General features: G+C 69.9%; 20 protein-coding genes. 14 read left to right on the top strand and 6 right to left on the bottom strand.

Annotated elements, in window-relative coordinates; genetic code table 11:
- Positions 1 to 30 precede the first annotated feature (30 nt).
- From ACWD4O_RS30080 to ACWD4O_RS30070, 3 genes are all read right to left on the bottom strand, one after another.
- Complete coding sequence (locus tag ACWD4O_RS30080; protein ID WP_451284641.1) at positions 31 to 747, bottom strand: ABC transporter permease; 717 nt, start codon at positions 745 to 747, stop codon at positions 31 to 33.
- Positions 748 to 797: 50 nt separating this feature from the next.
- Positions 798 to 1,721, bottom strand: coding sequence for an ABC transporter ATP-binding protein (locus ACWD4O_RS30075; protein ID WP_451284609.1), 924 nt, complete (start codon positions 1,719 to 1,721; stop codon positions 798 to 800).
- An 87-nt stretch (positions 1,722 to 1,808) separates the two neighbouring features.
- Complete coding sequence (locus ACWD4O_RS30070) at positions 1,809 to 2,609, bottom strand: aminoglycoside N(3)-acetyltransferase (RefSeq protein ID WP_451284607.1); 801 nt, start codon at positions 2,607 to 2,609, stop codon at positions 1,809 to 1,811.
- Positions 2,610 to 2,793: 184 nt separating this feature from the next.
- On the opposite strand from ACWD4O_RS30070, the gene ACWD4O_RS30065 reads away from it, so the two are divergent.
- The 8 genes from ACWD4O_RS30065 to ACWD4O_RS30030 are packed head-to-tail and all read left to right on the top strand — an operon-like array spanning position 2,794 to position 9,359.
- Positions 2,794 to 3,537, top strand: a complete 744-nt coding sequence (locus ACWD4O_RS30065) for a helix-turn-helix transcriptional regulator (RefSeq protein WP_451284605.1) — start codon at positions 2,794 to 2,796, stop codon at positions 3,535 to 3,537.
- Positions 3,534 to 4,958 carry a Fe-S cluster assembly protein SufB gene (gene sufB / locus ACWD4O_RS30060; RefSeq protein ID WP_451284603.1) on the top strand — a complete coding sequence of 475 codons (1,425 nt, stop codon included), beginning with the start codon at positions 3,534 to 3,536 and terminating at the stop codon, positions 4,956 to 4,958. The genes ACWD4O_RS30065 and sufB overlap by 4 nt, the downstream gene beginning before the upstream one ends.
- A gap of 56 nt (positions 4,959 to 5,014) precedes the next feature.
- Positions 5,015 to 6,199, top strand: a complete 1,185-nt coding sequence (gene sufD / locus ACWD4O_RS30055; RefSeq protein ID WP_451284601.1) for a Fe-S cluster assembly protein SufD — start codon at positions 5,015 to 5,017, stop codon at positions 6,197 to 6,199.
- The gene (locus tag ACWD4O_RS30050; RefSeq protein WP_450952351.1) at positions 6,199 to 6,519 is read left to right on the top strand and encodes a non-heme iron oxygenase ferredoxin subunit; all 321 of its coding nucleotides are present in this window, start codon (positions 6,199 to 6,201) and stop codon (positions 6,517 to 6,519) included. The genes sufD and ACWD4O_RS30050 overlap by 1 nt, the downstream gene beginning before the upstream one ends.
- A 7-nt stretch (positions 6,520 to 6,526) precedes the next feature.
- Complete coding sequence (sufC, locus tag ACWD4O_RS30045) at positions 6,527 to 7,291, top strand: Fe-S cluster assembly ATPase SufC (RefSeq protein ID WP_451284599.1); 765 nt, start codon at positions 6,527 to 6,529, stop codon at positions 7,289 to 7,291.
- Complete coding sequence (locus tag ACWD4O_RS30040) at positions 7,288 to 8,544, top strand: cysteine desulfurase (protein WP_451284597.1); 1,257 nt, start codon at positions 7,288 to 7,290, stop codon at positions 8,542 to 8,544. Before sufC ends, ACWD4O_RS30040 begins: the two co-directional genes overlap by 4 nt.
- Before the next feature lie 18 nt (positions 8,545 to 8,562).
- On the top strand, positions 8,563 to 9,030 hold the full coding sequence (gene sufU / locus ACWD4O_RS30035; protein WP_451284595.1) for a Fe-S cluster assembly sulfur transfer protein SufU: 468 nt from the start codon (positions 8,563 to 8,565) through the stop codon (positions 9,028 to 9,030).
- Positions 9,027 to 9,359 carry a metal-sulfur cluster assembly factor gene (locus ACWD4O_RS30030; RefSeq protein ID WP_037743875.1) on the top strand — a complete coding sequence of 111 codons (333 nt, stop codon included), beginning with the start codon at positions 9,027 to 9,029 and terminating at the stop codon, positions 9,357 to 9,359. The genes sufU and ACWD4O_RS30030 overlap by 4 nt, the downstream gene beginning before the upstream one ends.
- A 67-nt stretch (positions 9,360 to 9,426) precedes the next feature.
- On the opposite strand, the gene ACWD4O_RS30025 is transcribed toward ACWD4O_RS30030, so the two are convergent.
- Positions 9,427 to 10,149: an AbfB domain-containing protein gene (locus ACWD4O_RS30025; protein WP_451284592.1), complete on the bottom strand. Its 723-nt coding sequence runs from the start codon at positions 10,147 to 10,149 to the stop codon at positions 9,427 to 9,429.
- Between the two features lie 374 nt (positions 10,150 to 10,523).
- Here ACWD4O_RS30025 and ACWD4O_RS30020 point away from each other — a divergent pair, with 374 nt between their 5' ends.
- The 3 genes from ACWD4O_RS30020 (at position 10,524) to dapD (ending at position 12,464) form a co-directional block, all read left to right on the top strand.
- On the top strand, positions 10,524 to 10,844 hold the full coding sequence (locus tag ACWD4O_RS30020; RefSeq protein WP_451284590.1) for a DMT family transporter: 321 nt from the start codon (positions 10,524 to 10,526) through the stop codon (positions 10,842 to 10,844).
- Positions 10,844 to 11,380 (top strand): TetR/AcrR family transcriptional regulator, encoded by a 537-nt coding sequence (locus ACWD4O_RS30015; RefSeq protein WP_451284588.1) that lies wholly within the window; start codon positions 10,844 to 10,846, stop codon positions 11,378 to 11,380. Before ACWD4O_RS30020 ends, ACWD4O_RS30015 begins: the two co-directional genes overlap by 1 nt.
- Positions 11,381 to 11,474: 94 nt before the next feature.
- Positions 11,475 to 12,464 (top strand): 2,3,4,5-tetrahydropyridine-2,6-dicarboxylate N-succinyltransferase, encoded by a 990-nt coding sequence (dapD, locus tag ACWD4O_RS30010; protein WP_451284586.1) that lies wholly within the window; start codon positions 11,475 to 11,477, stop codon positions 12,462 to 12,464.
- A gap of 77 nt (positions 12,465 to 12,541) precedes the next feature.
- On the opposite strand, the gene ACWD4O_RS30005 is transcribed toward dapD, so the two are convergent.
- Positions 12,542 to 13,045, bottom strand: coding sequence for a hypothetical protein (locus tag ACWD4O_RS30005; RefSeq protein WP_451284584.1), 504 nt, complete (start codon positions 13,043 to 13,045; stop codon positions 12,542 to 12,544).
- A gap of 152 nt (positions 13,046 to 13,197) precedes the next feature.
- Between ACWD4O_RS30005 and ACWD4O_RS30000 the strand changes: the two genes are divergently transcribed.
- Together ACWD4O_RS30000 and ACWD4O_RS29995 are read left to right on the top strand one after the other, a co-directional pair.
- Entirely contained in the window at positions 13,198 to 13,755 is a 558-nt protein-coding gene (locus ACWD4O_RS30000; protein ID WP_451284582.1) for a SigE family RNA polymerase sigma factor, read from the top strand.
- Positions 13,752 to 14,978, top strand: coding sequence for a WD40 repeat domain-containing protein (locus ACWD4O_RS29995; protein ID WP_451284581.1), 1,227 nt, complete (start codon positions 13,752 to 13,754; stop codon positions 14,976 to 14,978). The genes ACWD4O_RS30000 and ACWD4O_RS29995 overlap by 4 nt, the downstream gene beginning before the upstream one ends.
- Before the next feature lie 44 nt (positions 14,979 to 15,022).
- Here the strand turns inward: ACWD4O_RS29995 and dapA are convergent, their stop codons facing one another.
- Positions 15,023 to 15,910, bottom strand: coding sequence for a 4-hydroxy-tetrahydrodipicolinate synthase (gene dapA / locus ACWD4O_RS29990; RefSeq protein ID WP_451284579.1), 888 nt, complete (start codon positions 15,908 to 15,910; stop codon positions 15,023 to 15,025).
- Between the two features lie 143 nt (positions 15,911 to 16,053).
- On the opposite strand from dapA, the gene ACWD4O_RS29985 reads away from it, so the two are divergent.
- Positions 16,054 to 16,662: an ArsR/SmtB family transcription factor gene (locus ACWD4O_RS29985; RefSeq protein WP_451284577.1), complete on the top strand. Its 609-nt coding sequence runs from the start codon at positions 16,054 to 16,056 to the stop codon at positions 16,660 to 16,662.
- Position 16,663 lies beyond the last annotated feature (1 nt).

Here is a 16,663-nt window from a genome sequence, read left to right as displayed (position 1 = left end):
TGTGCACGCTTTCACGAGGGTCCCCCGTGTCTACTCCCAGCGGAAGAACCTCCCGGCCGCCGCGAGTCCGACGACCGCCCACCCGGCCAGGATCCCCAGGTCGCCCCAGGGCATGCCCGCGCCGTGCTGGAGGACGTCCCGCAGGCCGTCGGAGAGGGCGGTGATCGGGAGCAGCCCGAGCACGTCCTGGGCGGCCGGCGGGAACTTGTCGAGCGGGACGATCACCCCGCCGCCCACGAGGAGCAGCAGGAAGACCAGGTTGGCCGCGGCCAGCGTCGCCTCGGCCTTCAGGGTGCCCGCCATCAGCAGACCGAGGCCGGAGAAGGCGGCCGTGCCCAGGACGAGCAGGAGCAGCACGGCCAGTGGGTTGCCGTGCGGGTCCCAGCCCAGCGCGAAGGCGATCGCGGTCAGCAGGATCACCTGGAGGATCTCCGTGACCAGCACCGACAGCGTCTTCGCCGTCATCAGGCCCCAGCGGGGCAGGGGCGAGGCGGCGAGCCGCTTCAGCACCCCGTAGCGGCGTTCGAAGCCGGTCGCGATGGCCTGCCCGGTGAAGGCCGTCGACATCACGGCGAGCGCGAGGATGCCGGGGGCGAGGAAGTCCACCGCCTCGCCCGCACCGGTGTCGACGATGTCCACGCTGCCGAACAGGGCCAGCAGCAGCGCCGGGATCACCACGGTGAGCAGCAGCTGCTCGCCGTTGCGCAGGAGCATCTTCGTCTCCAGCGCCGCCTGCGTCGCGATCATGCGGGGGAGGGGGGCCGCGCCGGGCCGGGGGGTGTAGGTGCCGGTGGCGGTCACGAGCGCAGCTCCTTGCCGGTCAGTTCGAGGAAGACGTCCTCCAGGGTGTGCCGTTCCACCGAGATCCGGTCCGGCATCACCCCGTGCTGCGCGCACCACGAGGTGACCGTGGCGAGCAGTTGCGGGTCGACCTTGCCGTTGACCCGGTAGGAGCCCGGGGTCAGCTCGGCGGCGGCGCTGTCGGCGGGCAGGGCCTTGAGCAGCGAGGCGACGTCGAGGCCGGGGCGGCCGGTGAAGCGCAGGGTGTTCTCGGCGCCGCCGCGGCACAGCTCCTCGGGGGAGCCCTGGGCGATGACCCGGCCCGCGTCGATGATCGCGACGTCGTCGGCGAGCTGTTCGGCCTCGTCCATGTGGTGGGTGGTCAGGATGACCGAGACGCCGTCCGTCCGCAGGTCCCGTACGAGCTCCCAGGTGGCGCGGCGGGCCTGCGGGTCGAGGCCGGCCGTCGGCTCGTCCAGGAACACCAGCTCGGGGCGGCCGACGACGGCCATGGCGAGCGCGAGGCGCTGCTGCTGGCCGCCGGAGAGGCGACGGTAGGTCGTGCGGCCGCAGGAGCCGAGGCCGAGGCGTTCGACGAGGGCGTCGACGTCCAGCGGGTGGGCGTGCAGCCTGGCCACGTGCCGGAGCATCTCGTCGGCCCGAGCACCCGAGTACACGCCCCCCGACTGGAGCATCACCCCGATCCTGGGGCGCAGGTCGGAGCCCTGTCGCACCGGGTCGAGGCCGAGGACGGACACCGTGCCGGAGTCCGGCCTGCGGTACCCCTCGCAGGTCTCGATCGTGGTCGTCTTGCCGGCGCCGTTGGGGCCGAGGACGGCGGTGACGCCCGGCCCGGCCGTCAGGTCGAGGCCGTTCACCGCGGTCTTCGTCCCGTACCGCTTCACCAGGGCCCGGACCTGGACGACAGGCTCACTTCGCATGGCTCAAGAGTCTAGGTTCGCGGACGGGGGCTCGGACCAGGGGGTACGGGAAGCAGCCATTCGCGACGGCGGCTGCGGCGGGCGTGCTCAGAATTCGTCCTCGCGGGACCGGTGCAGGGGCAGCCACCGCTGGGCGTAGGCCACGGCGTCCGCGACCGGAAACAGCCGTACGTCGGCCGCGCCCGCCTTTCCCCGGACGACGGCACGGTCGCGTTCGAAGTCGTGGCCCAGTTCGTCGAAGCGGTCGGAGTCGATCGACACCTCGGTCACCGCCTCCCAGCCGCCGTCGGCACCCGGTCGGCCCACCGTGACCACGGGGGCCGGGATCCGGTACTCGGCCAGGTGGAAGCTGGTGCAGGTGTCGTAGCCGGCGCCCAGGAGCAGCACGCGTGCCCCGAGGTTCTCCAGCCGGGCCAGCGGGCTGTGCTCGCCGAGCCGGCAGTCGGGGGAGTGGCCCTCGACTATCTCCGCGGCCCGCGCCCCGAGCGCCGCGAACGACGTCTGCGGGTGGCCGCTGCGCAGCGCGCCGGGCCAGGTGCGGACCGTCTCAGGGATCACGCCGACGCCGCGGGAGGGGGTGATGCGGGGGTCGTAGGCGGGCATGCTCGCCCGGATCGGCTCCCACCACTGCTCGGGAACCGGCGGATTGCTCCACAGGGCGGGGTCGGACAGGTCGCCGGACTGGGTGGGGACCACGATTGTGCCATCCGGGCCGACCGTTTCGAGGAGCGCTCGCACGACCGCGACGGGGCCTCCGCAGACCCAGCCGAGTGAGCTGAGCGAGGAGTGCACGAGCAGGATCTCGCCGGGTTCCACGCCCAGTGCGCGAAGCTCCGCCGTCAGGGTGTCCTGGGTGACAAGTGGGCCGGTGGGAGGTGGTGTGGGCATGGTCCGGCAGTGTCCTCGCGGAGGGCTTCGGGGGCCAGTGATTTAATCGGCCGCCGGCGCTCGCCCTGATCGATCAAAGATCGTTTGCGCAGGTCAGATTAGGTATGCCTAAGTGACGCAGGGCACCGCCCGGTGGTCCGGGCGCGGCTTGCCTGCCTCTGAGGAATTACGCAACAATGGCGTTGTGAAAAACGTCGGCGAGGCTCGGGCGACCCGCACAGGGAACCCCCAGGAGGAGCTCGCGACCGGAGAGCGCTCGACGCGCAACCGGGTCGCGCGGTCCATCCTGGACCACGGCCCGTCGACCGTGACCGAGCTGGCCGGACGACTGGGCCTCACCCCGGCCGCCGTCCGCCGCCACCTCGACGCACTGGTCGCCGACGACGTCGTCGAGGCCCGCGAGCAGCGGGTGTACGGCGCGCGGACCCGCGGCCGTCCCGCCAAGGTCTTCGTGCTCACCGACTGCGGCCGTGACGCCTTCGACCAGTCCTACGACAAGCTCGCGGCCGACGCCCTGCGCTGGATCCAGGAGCGTCTCGGCGGGGAGGAGGCGGTCGTCGCCTTCGCCCGCGCGCGGATCGCCGAACAGGCCGCCGAGTACCGCAAGGCGATCGAGGCCGCCGCCCCCGAGGAGCGCACCGAAGCCCTGGCCAAGGCCCTGAGCGCGGACGGGTACGCTGCTACGGCGCGCAGCGCACCGGTCGGCGAGCAGCTGTGCCAGCACCACTGCCCCGTCGCTCATGTCGCGGAAAAGTTCCCGCAGCTCTGTGAGGCGGAGACCGAGATCTTCTCCCAGCTGCTCGGCACCCACGTCCAGCGACTGGCGACCATCGCCCACGGCGACGGCGTCTGCACGACGTTCATCCCCACAGTTTCCACAGCCACTCACCAAGCATCTGCAAGTACCGCCGGGAGGAACCCCGCATGACGCTCCCCATCGAGGAGACTGCCCACCCCGAACTCGAGGGTCTGGGCAACTACGAATATGGCTGGGCCGACTCCGACGTGGCCGGTGCCTCTGCCAAGCGCGGCATCAACGAGGATGTCGTCAAGGACATCTCTTCGAAGAAGTCCGAGCCCGAGTGGATGACGAAGCTCCGTCTCAAGGGCCTCCGGCTCTTCGAGAAGAAGCCCATGCCCAACTGGGGTTCCGACCTCTCGGGCATCGACTTCGACAACATCAAGTACTTCGTGCGCTCCACGGAGAAGCAGGCGGAGTCCTGGGAGGACCTGCCCGAGGACATCAAGAACACGTACGACAAGCTCGGCATCCCGGAGGCGGAGAAGCAGCGCCTCGTCGCGGGCGTCGCGGCCCAGTACGAGTCCGAGGTCGTCTACCACCAGATCCGCGAGGACCTGGAGGAGCAGGGCGTCATCTTCCTGGACACCGACACCGCGCTGAAGGAGCACCCGGAGCTCTTCAAGGAGTACTTCGGCACCGTCATCCCGGTCGGCGACAACAAGTTCGCGTCGCTGAACTCCGCGGTGTGGTCGGGCGGCTCGTTCATCTACGTGCCCAAGGGCGTGCAGGTCGAGATCCCGCTCCAGGCCTACTTCCGTATCAACACGGAGAACATGGGCCAGTTCGAGCGGACCCTGATCATCGTCGACGAGGGCGCGTACGTGCACTACGTCGAGGGTTGTACGGCCCCGATCTACAAGTCGGACTCGCTGCACAGCGCCGTGGTCGAGATCATCGTCAAGAAGAACGCCCGCTGCCGTTACACGACCATCCAGAACTGGTCGAACAACGTCTACAACCTGGTCACCAAGCGCGCCGTGGCGTACGAGGGCGCGACCATGGAGTGGATCGACGGCAACATCGGCTCCAAGGTGACGATGAAGTACCCGGCCGTCTACCTGATGGGCGAGCACGCCAAGGGCGAGACCCTCTCCATCGCCTTCGCGGGCGAGGGCCAGCACCAGGACGCCGGCTCCAAGATGGTCCACATGGCGCCGAACACCTCCTCCAACATCGTCTCCAAGTCCGTGGCGCGCGGCGGCGGCCGTACGTCCTACCGCGGTCTCGTCGAGATCGGCGAGGGCGCCCACGGCTCCAAGTCCAACGTGCTGTGCGACGCGCTGCTCGTCGACACCATCTCCCGCTCCGACACGTACCCCTACGTGGACGTCCGTGAGGACGACGTGTCCATGGGCCACGAGGCGACCGTCTCCAAGGTCTCCGAGGACCAGCTCTTCTACCTGATGAGCCGTGGTCTGAGCGAGTTCGAGGCGATGGCGATGATCGTGCGCGGCTTCGTCGAGCCCATCGCGAAGGAGCTGCCGATGGAGTACGCGCTGGAGCTCAACCGGCTGATCGAGCTGCAGATGGAAGGCGCGGTCGGCTGACCCCGCCCATCGGCCAGCACATTTCTTGACTTCAGAAAGCGAGCACTACGACAGCCATGGCTGAGGCTCAGAACTCCACGGTGGGGTCCTCCACCACCGCCGGATCGATCGCGGTGGCCGCCGAGTCGACCGTCGCCACGCGCATGAGCGCGCCCCCCTCCTTCGACGTGGCGGACTTCCCGGTCCCGCACGGCCGCGAGGAGGAGTGGCGGTTCACCCCGCTGGAGCGGCTGCGCGGGCTGCACGACGGCACCGCCGTCGCGGCCGGCGAGGGCGTCAAGGTCGCCGTCGAGGCCCCCGAGGGCGTCACCGTCGAGCTCGTGGACCGTGCCGACCCGCGCCTCGGCAGGGCCGGCGCCCCGGTGGACCGCGTCGCCGCCCAGGCGTATTCCGCGTTCGAGAAGGCCGGTGTGATCACCGTCCCCAAGGAGACCGTGCTCACCGAGCCGATCCGCATCGCCGTGCACGGCGAGGGCGGGGTCTCCTACGGCCACCAGGTCATCGAGCTGGGCGCCTTCGCCGAGGCCGTCGTCGTCATCGACCACACCGGTGACGCCGTGGTCGCCGCCAACGTCGACTACATCCTGGGCGACGGCGCCCAGCTGACCGTCGTCTCGGTCCAGGACTGGGACGACAAGGCCGTGCACGTGGCGCAGCACAACGCGCTGATCGGCCGCGACGCCACCTTCAAGTCGTTCGTGGTCACCTTCGGCGGCGACGTAGTCCGCCTGCACCCGCGGGTCTCCTACGCGGGCACCGGTGGCGAGGCCGAGCTCTTCGGCCTGTACTTCACCGACGCCGGCCAGCACCAGGAGCACCGCCTCCTGGTCGATCACAACACCCCGCACTGCAAGTCCAACGTCATGTACAAGGGCGCGCTCCAGGGCGAGGGCGCCCACGCGGTGTGGATCGGCGATGTGCTCATCGAGGCCAAGGCCGAGGGCACGGACACCTACGAGATGAACCGCAACCTGGTGCTGACCGACGGCGCCCGCGTCGACTCCGTGCCGAACCTGGAGATCGAGACCGGCGAGATCGTCGGCGCGGGGCACGCGAGCGCCACCGGCCGCTTCGACGACGAGCAGCTCTTCTACCTGATGGCCCGCGGCATCCCGGCCGACGAGGCCCGGCGCCTGGTGGTCCGCGGCTTCTTCGCCGAGCTGGTCCAGCAGATCGGCGTCGACGACATCGAGGAGCGCCTGCTCGCCAAGATCGAGACCGAGCTGGAGGCCACCGTCTGATGGCCGCCTTCGTACGCGCCTGCGGACTCAGCGAGCTGGCGGAGGACACCCCCAAGCGGGTGGAACTCGACGGCACGCCGGTCTCGGTCATCCGTACCGAGGGGGAGGTGTTCGCCATTCACGACATCTGCTCCCACGCGAACGTCTCGCTCTCGGAGGGCGAGGTGGAGGACTGCCAGATCGAGTGCTGGCTGCACGGCTCGAGCTTCGACCTCCGCACCGGCAAGCCGTCCGGCCTTCCCGCGACGCGCCCCGTACCCGTTTACCCCGTAAAGATCGAAGGGGACGACGTGCTCGTCTCCCTCACCCAGGAGTCCTGAGGCACCCATGGCAACGCTTGAAATCCGAGACCTGCACGTCACCGTCGAGGCCGACAACGCCACGAAGGAGATCCTCAAGGGTGTCGACCTGACCGTGAAGCAGGGCGAGACGCACGCCATCATGGGCCCCAACGGCTCCGGCAAGTCGACCCTCGCCTACTCGCTCGCGGGTCACCCGAAGTACACGATCACCAGCGGCACCGTGCTGCTCGACGGCGAGGACGTCCTGGAGATGTCCGTCGACGAGCGCGCCCGCGCGGGCCTGTTCCTGGCGATGCAGTACCCGGTCGAGATCCCCGGCGTCTCCGTCTCCAACTTCCTTCGTACGTCCGCCACCGCCATCCGCGGTGAGGCGCCGAAGCTGCGCACCTGGGTGAAGGAGGTGAAGGAGACCATGCAGCGCCTCAACATGGACCCCGCCTTCGCCGAGCGCAACGTCAACGAGGGCTTCTCCGGCGGCGAGAAGAAGCGCCACGAGATCCTCCAGCTGGAGCTGCTCAAGCCGAAGGTCGCGATCCTCGACGAGACGGACTCCGGTCTGGACGTCGACGCCCTTCGCATCGTCTCCGAGGGCGTCAACCGCGTCCGCGAGACCGGCGAGGTCGGCACCCTGCTGATCACGCACTACACGCGCATCCTGCGCTACATCAAGCCCGATTACGTCCACGTCTTCTCCGGCGGCCGCATCGTCGAGTCCGGCGGCGCCGAGCTCGCGGACAAGCTGGAGAACGAGGGCTACGAGGCTTACACGAAGGGTGGCGCATCCGAGTGACACAGCTGCCGGGCCTCCTCGACACAGAGGCGATCCGCAAGGACTTCCCCATCCTGGACCGCCAGGTCCACGACGGCGCGAAGCTCGTGTACCTGGACAACGCGGCGACCTCGCAGAAGCCGCGCCAGGTGCTGGACGCCCTGAACGAGTACTACGAGCGCTACAACGCCAACGTCCACCGCGGTGTGCATGTGCTCGCCGAGGAGGCCACGGCGCTGTACGAGGGCGCGCGGGACAAGGTCGCCGCGTTCATCAACGCGCCCAGCCGCGACGAGGTGATCTTCACCAAGAACGCCTCCGAATCGCTCAACCTCGTGGCGAACATGCTCGGCTGGGCCGACGAGCCCTACCGGGTCGACTCCGAGACCGAGATCGTCATCACGGAGATGGAGCACCACTCCAACATCGTGCCGTGGCAGCTGCTGTCGCAGCGCACGGGCGCGAAGCTGAAGTGGTTCGGCCTGACCGACGACGGCCGGCTCGACCTGTCGAACATCGACGAGATCATCACCGAGAAGACGAAGATCGTCTCCTTCGTGCTGGTGTCGAACATCCTCGGCACCGTGAACCCGGTCGAGGCGATAGTCCGCCGTGCGCAGGAGGTCGGCGCGCTGGTCTGCATCGACGCCTCGCAGGCCGCCCCGCACATGCCGATGGACGTGCAGGCCCTGCAGGCCGACTTCGTGGCCTTCACCGGCCACAAGATGTGCGGCCCGACCGGCATCGGCGTCCTCTGGGGCCGGCAGGAGCTGCTCGAGGACCTGCCGCCGTTCCTCGGCGGCGGCGAGATGATCGAGACCGTGTCGATGCACTCCTCGACCTACGCTCCCGCTCCCCACAAGTTCGAGGCGGGCACCCCGCCGATCGCGCAGGCGGTCGGACTGGGCGCGGCCATCGACTACCTGTCCGCGATCGGCATGGACAAGATCCTCGCGCACGAGCACGCGCTCACCGAGTACGCGGTGAAGCGGCTGGCCGAGGTCCCCGACCTGCGGATCATCGGCCCGACGACGGCCGAGGACCGGGGTGCGGCGATCTCCTTCACGCTCGGCGACATCCACCCGCACGACGTGGGCCAGGTCCTGGACGAGCAGGGCATCGCGGTCCGGGTGGGACACCACTGCGCCCGACCCGTCTGCCTGCGCTACGGAATTCCCGCGACCACGCGAGCGTCGTTCTATCTGTACTCCACGCCGGCCGAGATCGATGCTCTGGTCGACGGTCTGGAGCACGTACGGAACTTCTTCGGCTGAAGGGCGTGAGCTGAAACCGTGAAGCTGGACTCGATGTACCAGGAAGTCATCCTGGACCACTACAAGCACCCGCACGGGCGTGGTCTGCGCGATGGCGACGCCGAGGTGCACCATGTGAACCCGACCTGCGGCGACGAGATCACGTTGCGTGTGAGGTACGACGGCACGAAGATCGAGGACGTCAGTTACGAGGGCCAGGGCTGCTCGATCAGCCAGGCGAGCGCGTCCGTCCTGAACGAGCTGCTCGTCGGCAAGGAACTGGCCGAGGCGCAGAAGATCCAGGAGACCTTCCTGGAGCTGATGCAGTCCAAGGGCAGGATCGAGCCCGACGACGCGATGGAGGAGGTGCTGGAGGACGCGGTCGCGTTCGCCGGCGTCTCCAAGTACCCGGCCCGGGTCAAGTGCGCCCTCCTCAGCTGGATGGCATGGAAGGACGCGACGGCCCAGGCCCTGGGCGGAGCCGACGCCGAAAGGAACACGGCATGAGCGAGACCGTTGAGATGAAGCCGGCCTCGGAGGAAGAACTCCGCGAGGCGCTGTACGACGTCGTCGACCCCGAACTGGGCATCGACGTCGTCAACCTCGGGCTGATCTACGGCATCCACATCGACGACGCGAACATCGCGACGATCGACATGACCCTGACCTCGGCGGCCTGCCCGCTGACCGACGTCATCGAGGACCAGGCGAAGTCCGCCACCGACGGCCTGGTCAACGAGCTGCGCATCAACTGGGTCTGGATGCCGCCGTGGGGCCCGGACAAGATCACGGACGACGGCCGCGAGCAGCTTCGCGCGCTCGGGTTCAACGTCTGAGAACGTGACATGAGCAGGGCCCCCGGCACACGCCGGGGGCCCTGCTCATGTGCGGGTCCGGCTCGGCTCAGCCGAGGGCGGCCACCACGCGGAACGAGAAGTCCGAGCGGCCGCTCGTGTTGTAGCCGTACGGGTCCAGGCGCAGCGCGAAGTTCTGGTGGCGCAGGAAGCGGCCGGGGTAGTTGACCGACTCCAGCATCACGGCGTCCGAGTACGACGAGGACGGCACGGAGCAGAAGGTGGCGTCCTGCTTGAACAGGGTGGAGCCGTCGTTGCCCTCGGCCCGCAGGACGAAGTTGCGGTGCCGCAGGTAGTCGCCGTCGGATGTCCTGAACGAGTAGCAGGAGCTGTTGGTCAGGCCCGCGACGACGGTGAACGTGGAGTCGGCCCGGGACTCCGAGCCGCGCGGCTCGTCGAGCTTCACCACGCCGTTGCTGACATGCCAGTAGCGGTCGGGGTAGTTGACCGAGCGGACCGAACGGCGGATGGAGGTCGGCTTGGGGTCGGCCGGCTTCTTCGTCGGTGACGCGGAGGGCGCGGTCGAGGTGTGCGGCGTCGAACTGCCCTGCGGCTTGGGCGAGGACGCGGCCGACGCCGAGGCCGACGTCTTCGGCGACGCGGACGCGGACGTGCCGCTCTTCCCCGCCGTCGGCGTCGACGACGCGCTCGCGGAGGGCGTGGCGAAGGAGATCAGACCGCCCGCCGTCTCGTCGTCCGACAGGGTCTGTCCCTCGCGGGCAGCGGCCTTCTCGTCGTCAACAGGCTTGTCGTTCAAGGCGATTGCGGTCACGCACGCCACGATGGTGGCCACGGCGAGACCGCCGGCCAACCAGAGGCGTCGTGTTCCGGGGGCCCGGGAACTGTCCGGGGCCCAGCCGTTCTCCCAAGGTTGCTCCTGGGACGGCCGGGACTTGTCTATTGGCATGCGCTGTTCCTCCAGCGGCGCTTCTGGCGGCTGCCGCGGCTGCGATGGCCCGGTGTGTGAACGGTGAAACAGTAGTGGAACCTGTGTCTCACGTTCAGCCGTTTGAGGGAGCGCTTTCCATAACGCTTTCGACTCTGCGGCCAGTTGGGACAAGGGCGATATCGGGTGTGTGCCGATGTGTACGACGATGTCTCCAGCGATGCGTACGGGTGTACGCATCGTTGTGTACACTCGTACGCATGGGATACCTGACACTCGCCGGCGCCATAGCCGCCGAGGTGGCCGCGACGACCGCCATGAAGTACAGCGAAGGCTTCAGCAGGCTCTGGCCCTCGCTGGTGACGGCCGTCGGCTACGTCGTCTCCTTCCTGCTCCTCGCCCAGACCCTGAAGAGCGTCGGGATCGGCACCGCGTACGCCATCTGGTCCGGGGCCGGCACCGCGGCCATCGCCGTCCTGGGCCTGGCCCTGTTCGGCGAGTCCCTGACGCTCACCAAGGTCGCGGGCATCCTGCTGATCATCGGGGGAGTGGTGGTGCTGAACCTCGGGGGCGCGCACTGATGGCCCGCCGCTACGACCCCGAACGGCGACAGCGGATCATCGACGCGGCGATCCGGGTCGTCGGCGAGAAGGGCCTGAGCGGGCTCAGCCATCGCTCGGTCGCCGCCGAGGCGGATGTGCCGCTCGGCTCCACCACGTACCACTTCGCCACCCTCGACGAGCTGATGATCGCCGCCCTGCGGCAGGCCAACGAGGGCTTCGCCAAGGTGGTCGCGGCGCGCGGCGGGCTGGCGGACACCCGCGTCGACCTGCCCACCGAACTGGCCGGACTGCTCGGCGAATGGCTGGCCGGCGACCGCACCGGCGTCGAGCTGGAGTGCGAGCTCTACCTGGCCGCCCTGCGCCGCCCCGCGCTGCGTCCCGTCGCCTCCGAGTGGGCCGACGACCTCATCGCCCTCCTCGTCCGCCGCACGGACCCGCTCACCGCACGCGCGCTGGTCGCGCTGATGGACGGCATCTGCCTGCAGGTGCTGCTGACGGACGTGCCCTACGACGAGGGGTACGCGCGGGAGGCGTTGGCACGGCTCGTTCCGTAGGAACTCGGGAGGTGGGAGGGGTTGCCCGGCCCGCTTGCTGAGACACCGCTGTGCGGGTTGGCCTCTGCGGCCCCCGGCCGGTTAGGTTGCCCTCATGACCGAAATGACTGCTCCTCGCACCACCGGCGCCGTGGCCGCCGGCCTCGCCACGATCGCCGCCGACGGCACGGTGCTCGACACCTGGTTCCCCGCGCCCGCGCTCGTCGCGGAGCCCGGCCCGTCGGGCACCGAGCGGCTGTCCGCGGACAAAGCGGTGGAGCTGCTCGGCGAGGGCGCGGCGAAGGCGACCGGTCCGGACGCCCGTCGGGGCGTCGAGGTCGTCGCGGTCCGCACGGTCATCGCCTCCCTCGACGACAAGCCGCTCGACGCGCACGACGTCTACCTGCGTCTGCACCTGCTCTCCCACCGGCTCGTGAAGCCGCACGGGCAGAGCCTGGACGGCATGTTCGGCCACCTCGCCAACGTCGCCTGGACCTCGCTCGGCCCGGTCGCCGTCGACGACATCGAGAAGGTCCGGCTGAACGCCCGTGGCGAGGGCCTGCACCTCCAGGTCACCTCCATCGACAAGTTCCCGCGGATGACGGACTACGTCGCCCCGAAGGGGGTCCGGATCGCCGACGCCGACCGGGTCCGGCTCGGCGCGCACCTCGCCGAGGGCACCACGGTCATGCACGAGGGCTTCGTCAACTTCAACGCCGGCACGCTCGGCACGTCGATGGTCGAGGGCCGTATCTCCGCGGGCGTCATCGTCGGCGACGGCTCGGACATCGGCGGCGGCGCCTCCACGATGGGCACGCTGTCCGGCGGCGGCAACGTGATCATCTCCATCGGCGAGCGCTGCCTCATCGGCGCCGAGGCGGGCGTCGGCATCGCCCTGGGCGACGAGTGCGTCGTCGAGGCCGGCCTCTACGTCACCGCGGGCACCCGGATCACCATGCCCGACGGCCAGATCGTCAAGGCCCGCGAACTCTCCGGCGCCTCCAACATCCTCTTCCGCCGCAACTCGGTCACCGGCGCGGTCGAGGCCCGCCCGAACAACGCGGTGTGGGGCGGCCTGAACGAGATCCTGCACAGCCACAACTGATCGGCCCCGCATGTCGAAGCGCCCTCTCGCCGCCGGTGACAGGGCGCTTCTGCATGGGGGCGGTTCATGCGGTTCGTTCAGGCGGGCAGGCCCGTCGCGAACTCTGTCAGGGTCGTGAAGTCCTCGTCGCGGAGGCCGAGTCGGGGGCTCACGTGGTGCAGGAGGGCCGGCGCCGGGTGGTGGGCGGTGACGTAGGCCGTGTCGGCGGGGGACTGTTCGTCGTCCACCCAGGCGAAGGGGCGGCCCGCCGCGTGGGCGACGATCGTCTGCGTCTTCCAGTGGACGCCGTCGGACCGGTGGGCGAACAGCACCTTGGCGAAGTCGACGTACGGCAGCTCGGGCAGGCCGATCACCGGGGCGATCCAGCGGTTGGCCTCGGCCATCCAGGTCGTGGCCCAGCACAGCTCGTAGGGCAGGCGCAGGAGGGCCGCGCCGTGCTCGGGGTTCAGCCAGACCCGCAGCGGCCGGGCCCGGCCCACGGACGCCCTGATCGTCGTATAGCCCGCGGGCCGCTTGGTGGGCTTGGCGGCGTACGGGTTCAAGGGGCCGTCGACGTCGAGATAGAGCAGGGGCCGACTCATACGGCCACCGTACGGAAGCCGGACGGGCGGCCGCCGGGAATTTCCGTTCGCCGCGAGGCGCAGGCAGGCATAGCGGGGGCGGGCCGCACGCGTCACAAGGGACACAGGGGCCGGACAGCGGGTCCGCTCCCGGGGGAAGAGTGAAGGTGACGATGGATGCCGAAGCGCTGGAGAGCTTCCGACACTTCGTGGACAGCAGGTCGTCGGCGCTGCTGAGAACCGCGGTCCTGCTCAGCGGCGGCGACCGGCACGCCGGCGAGGACCTGCTCCAGAACGCCCTGGCCAAGGCGGCCGGCCGCTGGCACCGCATCGAGGAACCCGAGGCCTATGTACGCCAGGTCCTCTACCGGCAGCAGATCAGCCGCTGGCGCCTGAAGTGGCCCCGGCGCGAGGTCAGCGTCGCCGAGCTGCCGGACGGCGGAGCCGGCCCGGACGCGTCCTCGGCCGCCGAACTGCGTGTGGTGATGCGCGCGGCCCTGTCGCGGCTGACCGCACGCCAGCGCACCGTGCTGGTGCTCCGCTACTTCGAGGATCTACCGGAGGCCGAGGTGGCCGCGATCCTGGGCTGCTCCGTGGGCACCGTGCGGTCCACGACCCACCGCTCCCTCGCCCGGCTGCGCTCCCTCGCGCCGGAACTGGCCGCTCTCGGCCCGGCGGCCGCCGAGCAGGCGCCGTCCCCCGACTTCTCGCCCATGGAGGTGCGTCCGTGAACGTCGACGAACTCGTCCGTGACTCCCTGCGCGAGCAGGCCGACGCACAGCAGCCGGCCGGGCTCGGCCTCGCCGACCGGGTGTTCGCCCTGCGCCGGCGCCGTCGCACCCGGAGGTTCGCGACCGTGGCGGCCGCGGCCGTCGCCGTGGTGGTCGTCGCCGTGGCGGTGCCCACGCTGGAGGGCGGCTCCGGCACGACCGACGTCCGCCCCGCCGACGTCCCGGCACCCACCAGGATCAGCGCCCACCCGGACCAGTCGCCGCCGCGCGACCTGATCGCCGCCGGGCGGACGGCGCTGGCCGCCTACTACACGACGACCCTCGTCCCGAAGACGGCGCAGCGGTCGGTCACCACGCGCACCTACTGGCTGCTGAACCCGACGACGCAGAAGTACGAGAAGACCACCAAGTGGTCATGGGTCGCCGTCGCCCCGGGCCTGCGGACCGCCGCCGTGCTGGAGCAGAACCTGCCCGTCAGCCGGATCGGCCTGCTCGATCTGGCCAGCGGCGAGGTCAAGCGGTGGATCGCCGTCGACCACGCCGTCGGCGGGCTCGCCTTCTCGCACGACGGCAGCGAGCTGGTGGCGACGACCTACGGCGAGAACCCGGACCTGCGGGTCCAGGTGCGGTACCCCAATGACTCGTACGAGAACGAGCAGGGCTCCCGTACCGGGTTCTACGTCTTCGACGTGGCCTCCGGGAAGGGCTCCTGGAGCGAGGTCGAGTTCAAGACGGGAAACAAGCTCGGCGAGATCGACTTCCTCAACAGCCGCCAGGACTTCGCCTTCAGCAGGGACGACAGCCTCCTCTGGTCGGGCATGCCCATGGCGCCGGGCTACCAGTACTACGACCGGCAGGGCAAGAAGGTCGCCCCGCCCGCCGACGGTCGGTACGTGGAGTGGTACGTCGACGGCTCCGCCTACTTCTCGCCCGACGGCAAGAAGCTCGCCGGTCCCTTCGCGGCCGAGAAGTACAAGTCGTCCTCCTGGATCCTGGACCCCAGGACCGGCAAGAAGCTCACCGAGACACGCGGCCAGCTGCTGCTCGCCTGGGCCGACGACTCCTCGCTCATCGCCTGGGACGTCGGGGCGGACGGCGACGAGTTCCACAATCGGCTGGTGCTGGTGACGCTCGGCAGCGACAAGGTCGTCCCGCTCAGCGACTTCCGGTCGACCAAGGACAACACCGTCGGCCGCTGGACGCCGATCTTTGCGGAGCGCTGACTGGCCCTCGCCCGGGACCCGGCCGTGAGCGGCGGCCGGGCCGGTCAGGCCACGAGACGTTCGTAGACCGCGCGCAGCCCGTCCACCGTGTTCCGGTCGGCGGGCCGCAGCGGCGCGCGGACCGGGCCGGACGGCAGACCGAGGTCGTTCAGCAGCCCCTTGACGGTGACGATGCCGGGCAGCCCCGAGCACATCACCGACTCCACGAGCTCGGTGGCCCGTTGCTGAAGTCGGGCGGCTTCGGCGGTGTCTCCCGCGTCGAACGCGTCGAGAACGGCGCGGAGTCGGTCCGCAGCGATGTTCGCGACCGTGCTGACACAGCCCGCCCCGCCGACCGCGTACAGCGCGAGGTTGTGCTCGTCGCAGCCCGCGTAATAGGCCAACTCGGTGCGGGCGAGCACCTTCTGGGCGCCGAGGAAGTCGTAGGAGCAGTCCTTGACCGCGACGATCCGGGGGTGCTCGGCGAGCCGCAGCACCGTCTCCGGCTCGATCCGGGTGCCGGTGCGGCCGGGGATGTCGTACAGCATCACCGGCAGCCCGGAGGCGTCCGCGACCTCCCGGAAGTGCGCCTCCAGGGCGTCCTGCGGGGGCCGGCTGTAGTACGGGCTGACCACCAGGACGCCGTCCGCGCCCGCCTTCTCGGCGGCCGCGGCGAGTTCGAGGGTGTGGCGGGTGTCGGACGTGCCCACCCCCGTCACGATCGACGCCCGGTCGCCCACCGACCCCCGGACCGCCGCCACCAGTTCCGCCTTCTCGGCGTCCGAGGTGGTCGGCGACTCGCCCGTCGTCCCGGAGAGCACCAGCCCGTCGCAGCCGGCCGACACCAGCCGGTCGGCGAGCCGTTGCGCTCCGTCGAGGTCGAGCGCGCCGGAGCCGGTGAAGGGCGTGACCATCGCGCAGAGGATGCGGCCGAAGGGGCGGTATGTCGTCATGGGAGTAGTCTCGGCCGCGCCACAGTGAAGCTCTACTTAATTTTTCTACGACGTGTTGATAAGCAGATCTGTAGGTTCTGCAATTTCTCGCCGAAAACTCAAGTCTCCTGGACAAAAAAAGTTTTCGGTGAGACGGTGGACGCATGTTGGACGTCACCGTGATCGAGGACCCCGAGGCCGCAGCCGTCTCCCTGGACCCCATACGGTCCAGGCTGCTCGCCGAGCTGGCGGCCGGGCCCGCGTCGGCCGCGATGCTGGCCGGCAAGGTCGGGCTGCCGCGCCAGAAGGTGAACTACCACCTCAAGGCGCTGGAGCGGCACGGCCTGGTCGAGCTCGCCGGCGAGCGCCGCAAGGGCAATGTCACCGAGCGGCTGATGCAGGCGACCGCCGCCTCGTACGTGATCTCGCCGCTGGCCCTCGCCGCCGTCCAGCCGGACCCGGACCGCTTCCGCGACCAGCTCTCCGCGCGCTGGCTGCTCGCGCTCGGCGCCCGCCTGGTGCGGGACGTCGGCTCGCTGATCACCGGCGCGGCCAAGGCCAACAAGCGGCTGGCGACCTATGCGCTCGACGGCGAGGTGCGCTTCGCCTCGGCAGCCGAACGGGCCGCCTTCATCCAGGAGTTGACGGCGGGCGTCGGCGCGCTCATCCGCAAGTACGACGCCCCCGGCACAGAGGGCGGCCGCGATCACCGGATCGTCGTCGCCGTACACCCCACCGTCAAGGACCAGCCGACCCCGGAACTGGACCAGTAGT

It is taken from the genome of Streptomyces sp. NPDC002623 (assembly GCF_053592635.1).
Note: the sequence above shows the minus strand (reverse complement) of the source record. Positions and strands in the feature narration are given on the sequence as shown.

What these genes read in the sequence shown, in the direction of transcription:
- ACWD4O_RS30080 (WP_451284641.1), bottom strand. Translation starts at nt 747, where the DNA reads ATGATCGCGACGCAGGCGGCGCTGGAGACGAAGATGCTCCTGCGCAAC.
- ACWD4O_RS30075 (WP_451284609.1), bottom strand. Translation starts at nt 1,721, where the DNA reads ATGCGAAGTGAGCCTGTCGTCCAGGTCCGGGCCCTGGTGAAGCGGTAC.
- ACWD4O_RS30070 (WP_451284607.1), bottom strand. Translation starts at nt 2,609, where the DNA reads ATGCCCACACCACCTCCCACCGGCCCACTTGTCACCCAGGACACCCTG.
- sufB (WP_451284603.1), top strand. Translation starts at nt 3,534, where the DNA reads ATGACGCTCCCCATCGAGGAGACTGCCCACCCCGAACTCGAGGGTCTG.
- sufD (WP_451284601.1), top strand. Translation starts at nt 5,015, where the DNA reads ATGGCTGAGGCTCAGAACTCCACGGTGGGGTCCTCCACCACCGCCGGA.
- ACWD4O_RS30050 (WP_450952351.1), top strand. Translation starts at nt 6,199, where the DNA reads ATGGCCGCCTTCGTACGCGCCTGCGGACTCAGCGAGCTGGCGGAGGAC.
- sufC (WP_451284599.1), top strand. Translation starts at nt 6,527, where the DNA reads ATGGCAACGCTTGAAATCCGAGACCTGCACGTCACCGTCGAGGCCGAC.
- ACWD4O_RS30030 (WP_037743875.1), top strand. Translation starts at nt 9,027, where the DNA reads ATGAGCGAGACCGTTGAGATGAAGCCGGCCTCGGAGGAAGAACTCCGC.
- ACWD4O_RS30020 (WP_451284590.1), top strand. Translation starts at nt 10,524, where the DNA reads ATGGGATACCTGACACTCGCCGGCGCCATAGCCGCCGAGGTGGCCGCG.
- ACWD4O_RS30015 (WP_451284588.1), top strand. Translation starts at nt 10,844, where the DNA reads ATGGCCCGCCGCTACGACCCCGAACGGCGACAGCGGATCATCGACGCG.
- dapD (WP_451284586.1), top strand. Translation starts at nt 11,475, where the DNA reads ATGACCGAAATGACTGCTCCTCGCACCACCGGCGCCGTGGCCGCCGGC.
- ACWD4O_RS30005 (WP_451284584.1), bottom strand. Translation starts at nt 13,045, where the DNA reads ATGAGTCGGCCCCTGCTCTATCTCGACGTCGACGGCCCCTTGAACCCG.
- ACWD4O_RS30000 (WP_451284582.1), top strand. Translation starts at nt 13,198, where the DNA reads ATGGATGCCGAAGCGCTGGAGAGCTTCCGACACTTCGTGGACAGCAGG.
- dapA (WP_451284579.1), bottom strand. Translation starts at nt 15,910, where the DNA reads ATGACGACATACCGCCCCTTCGGCCGCATCCTCTGCGCGATGGTCACG.
- ACWD4O_RS29985 (WP_451284577.1), top strand. Translation starts at nt 16,054, where the DNA reads ATGTTGGACGTCACCGTGATCGAGGACCCCGAGGCCGCAGCCGTCTCC.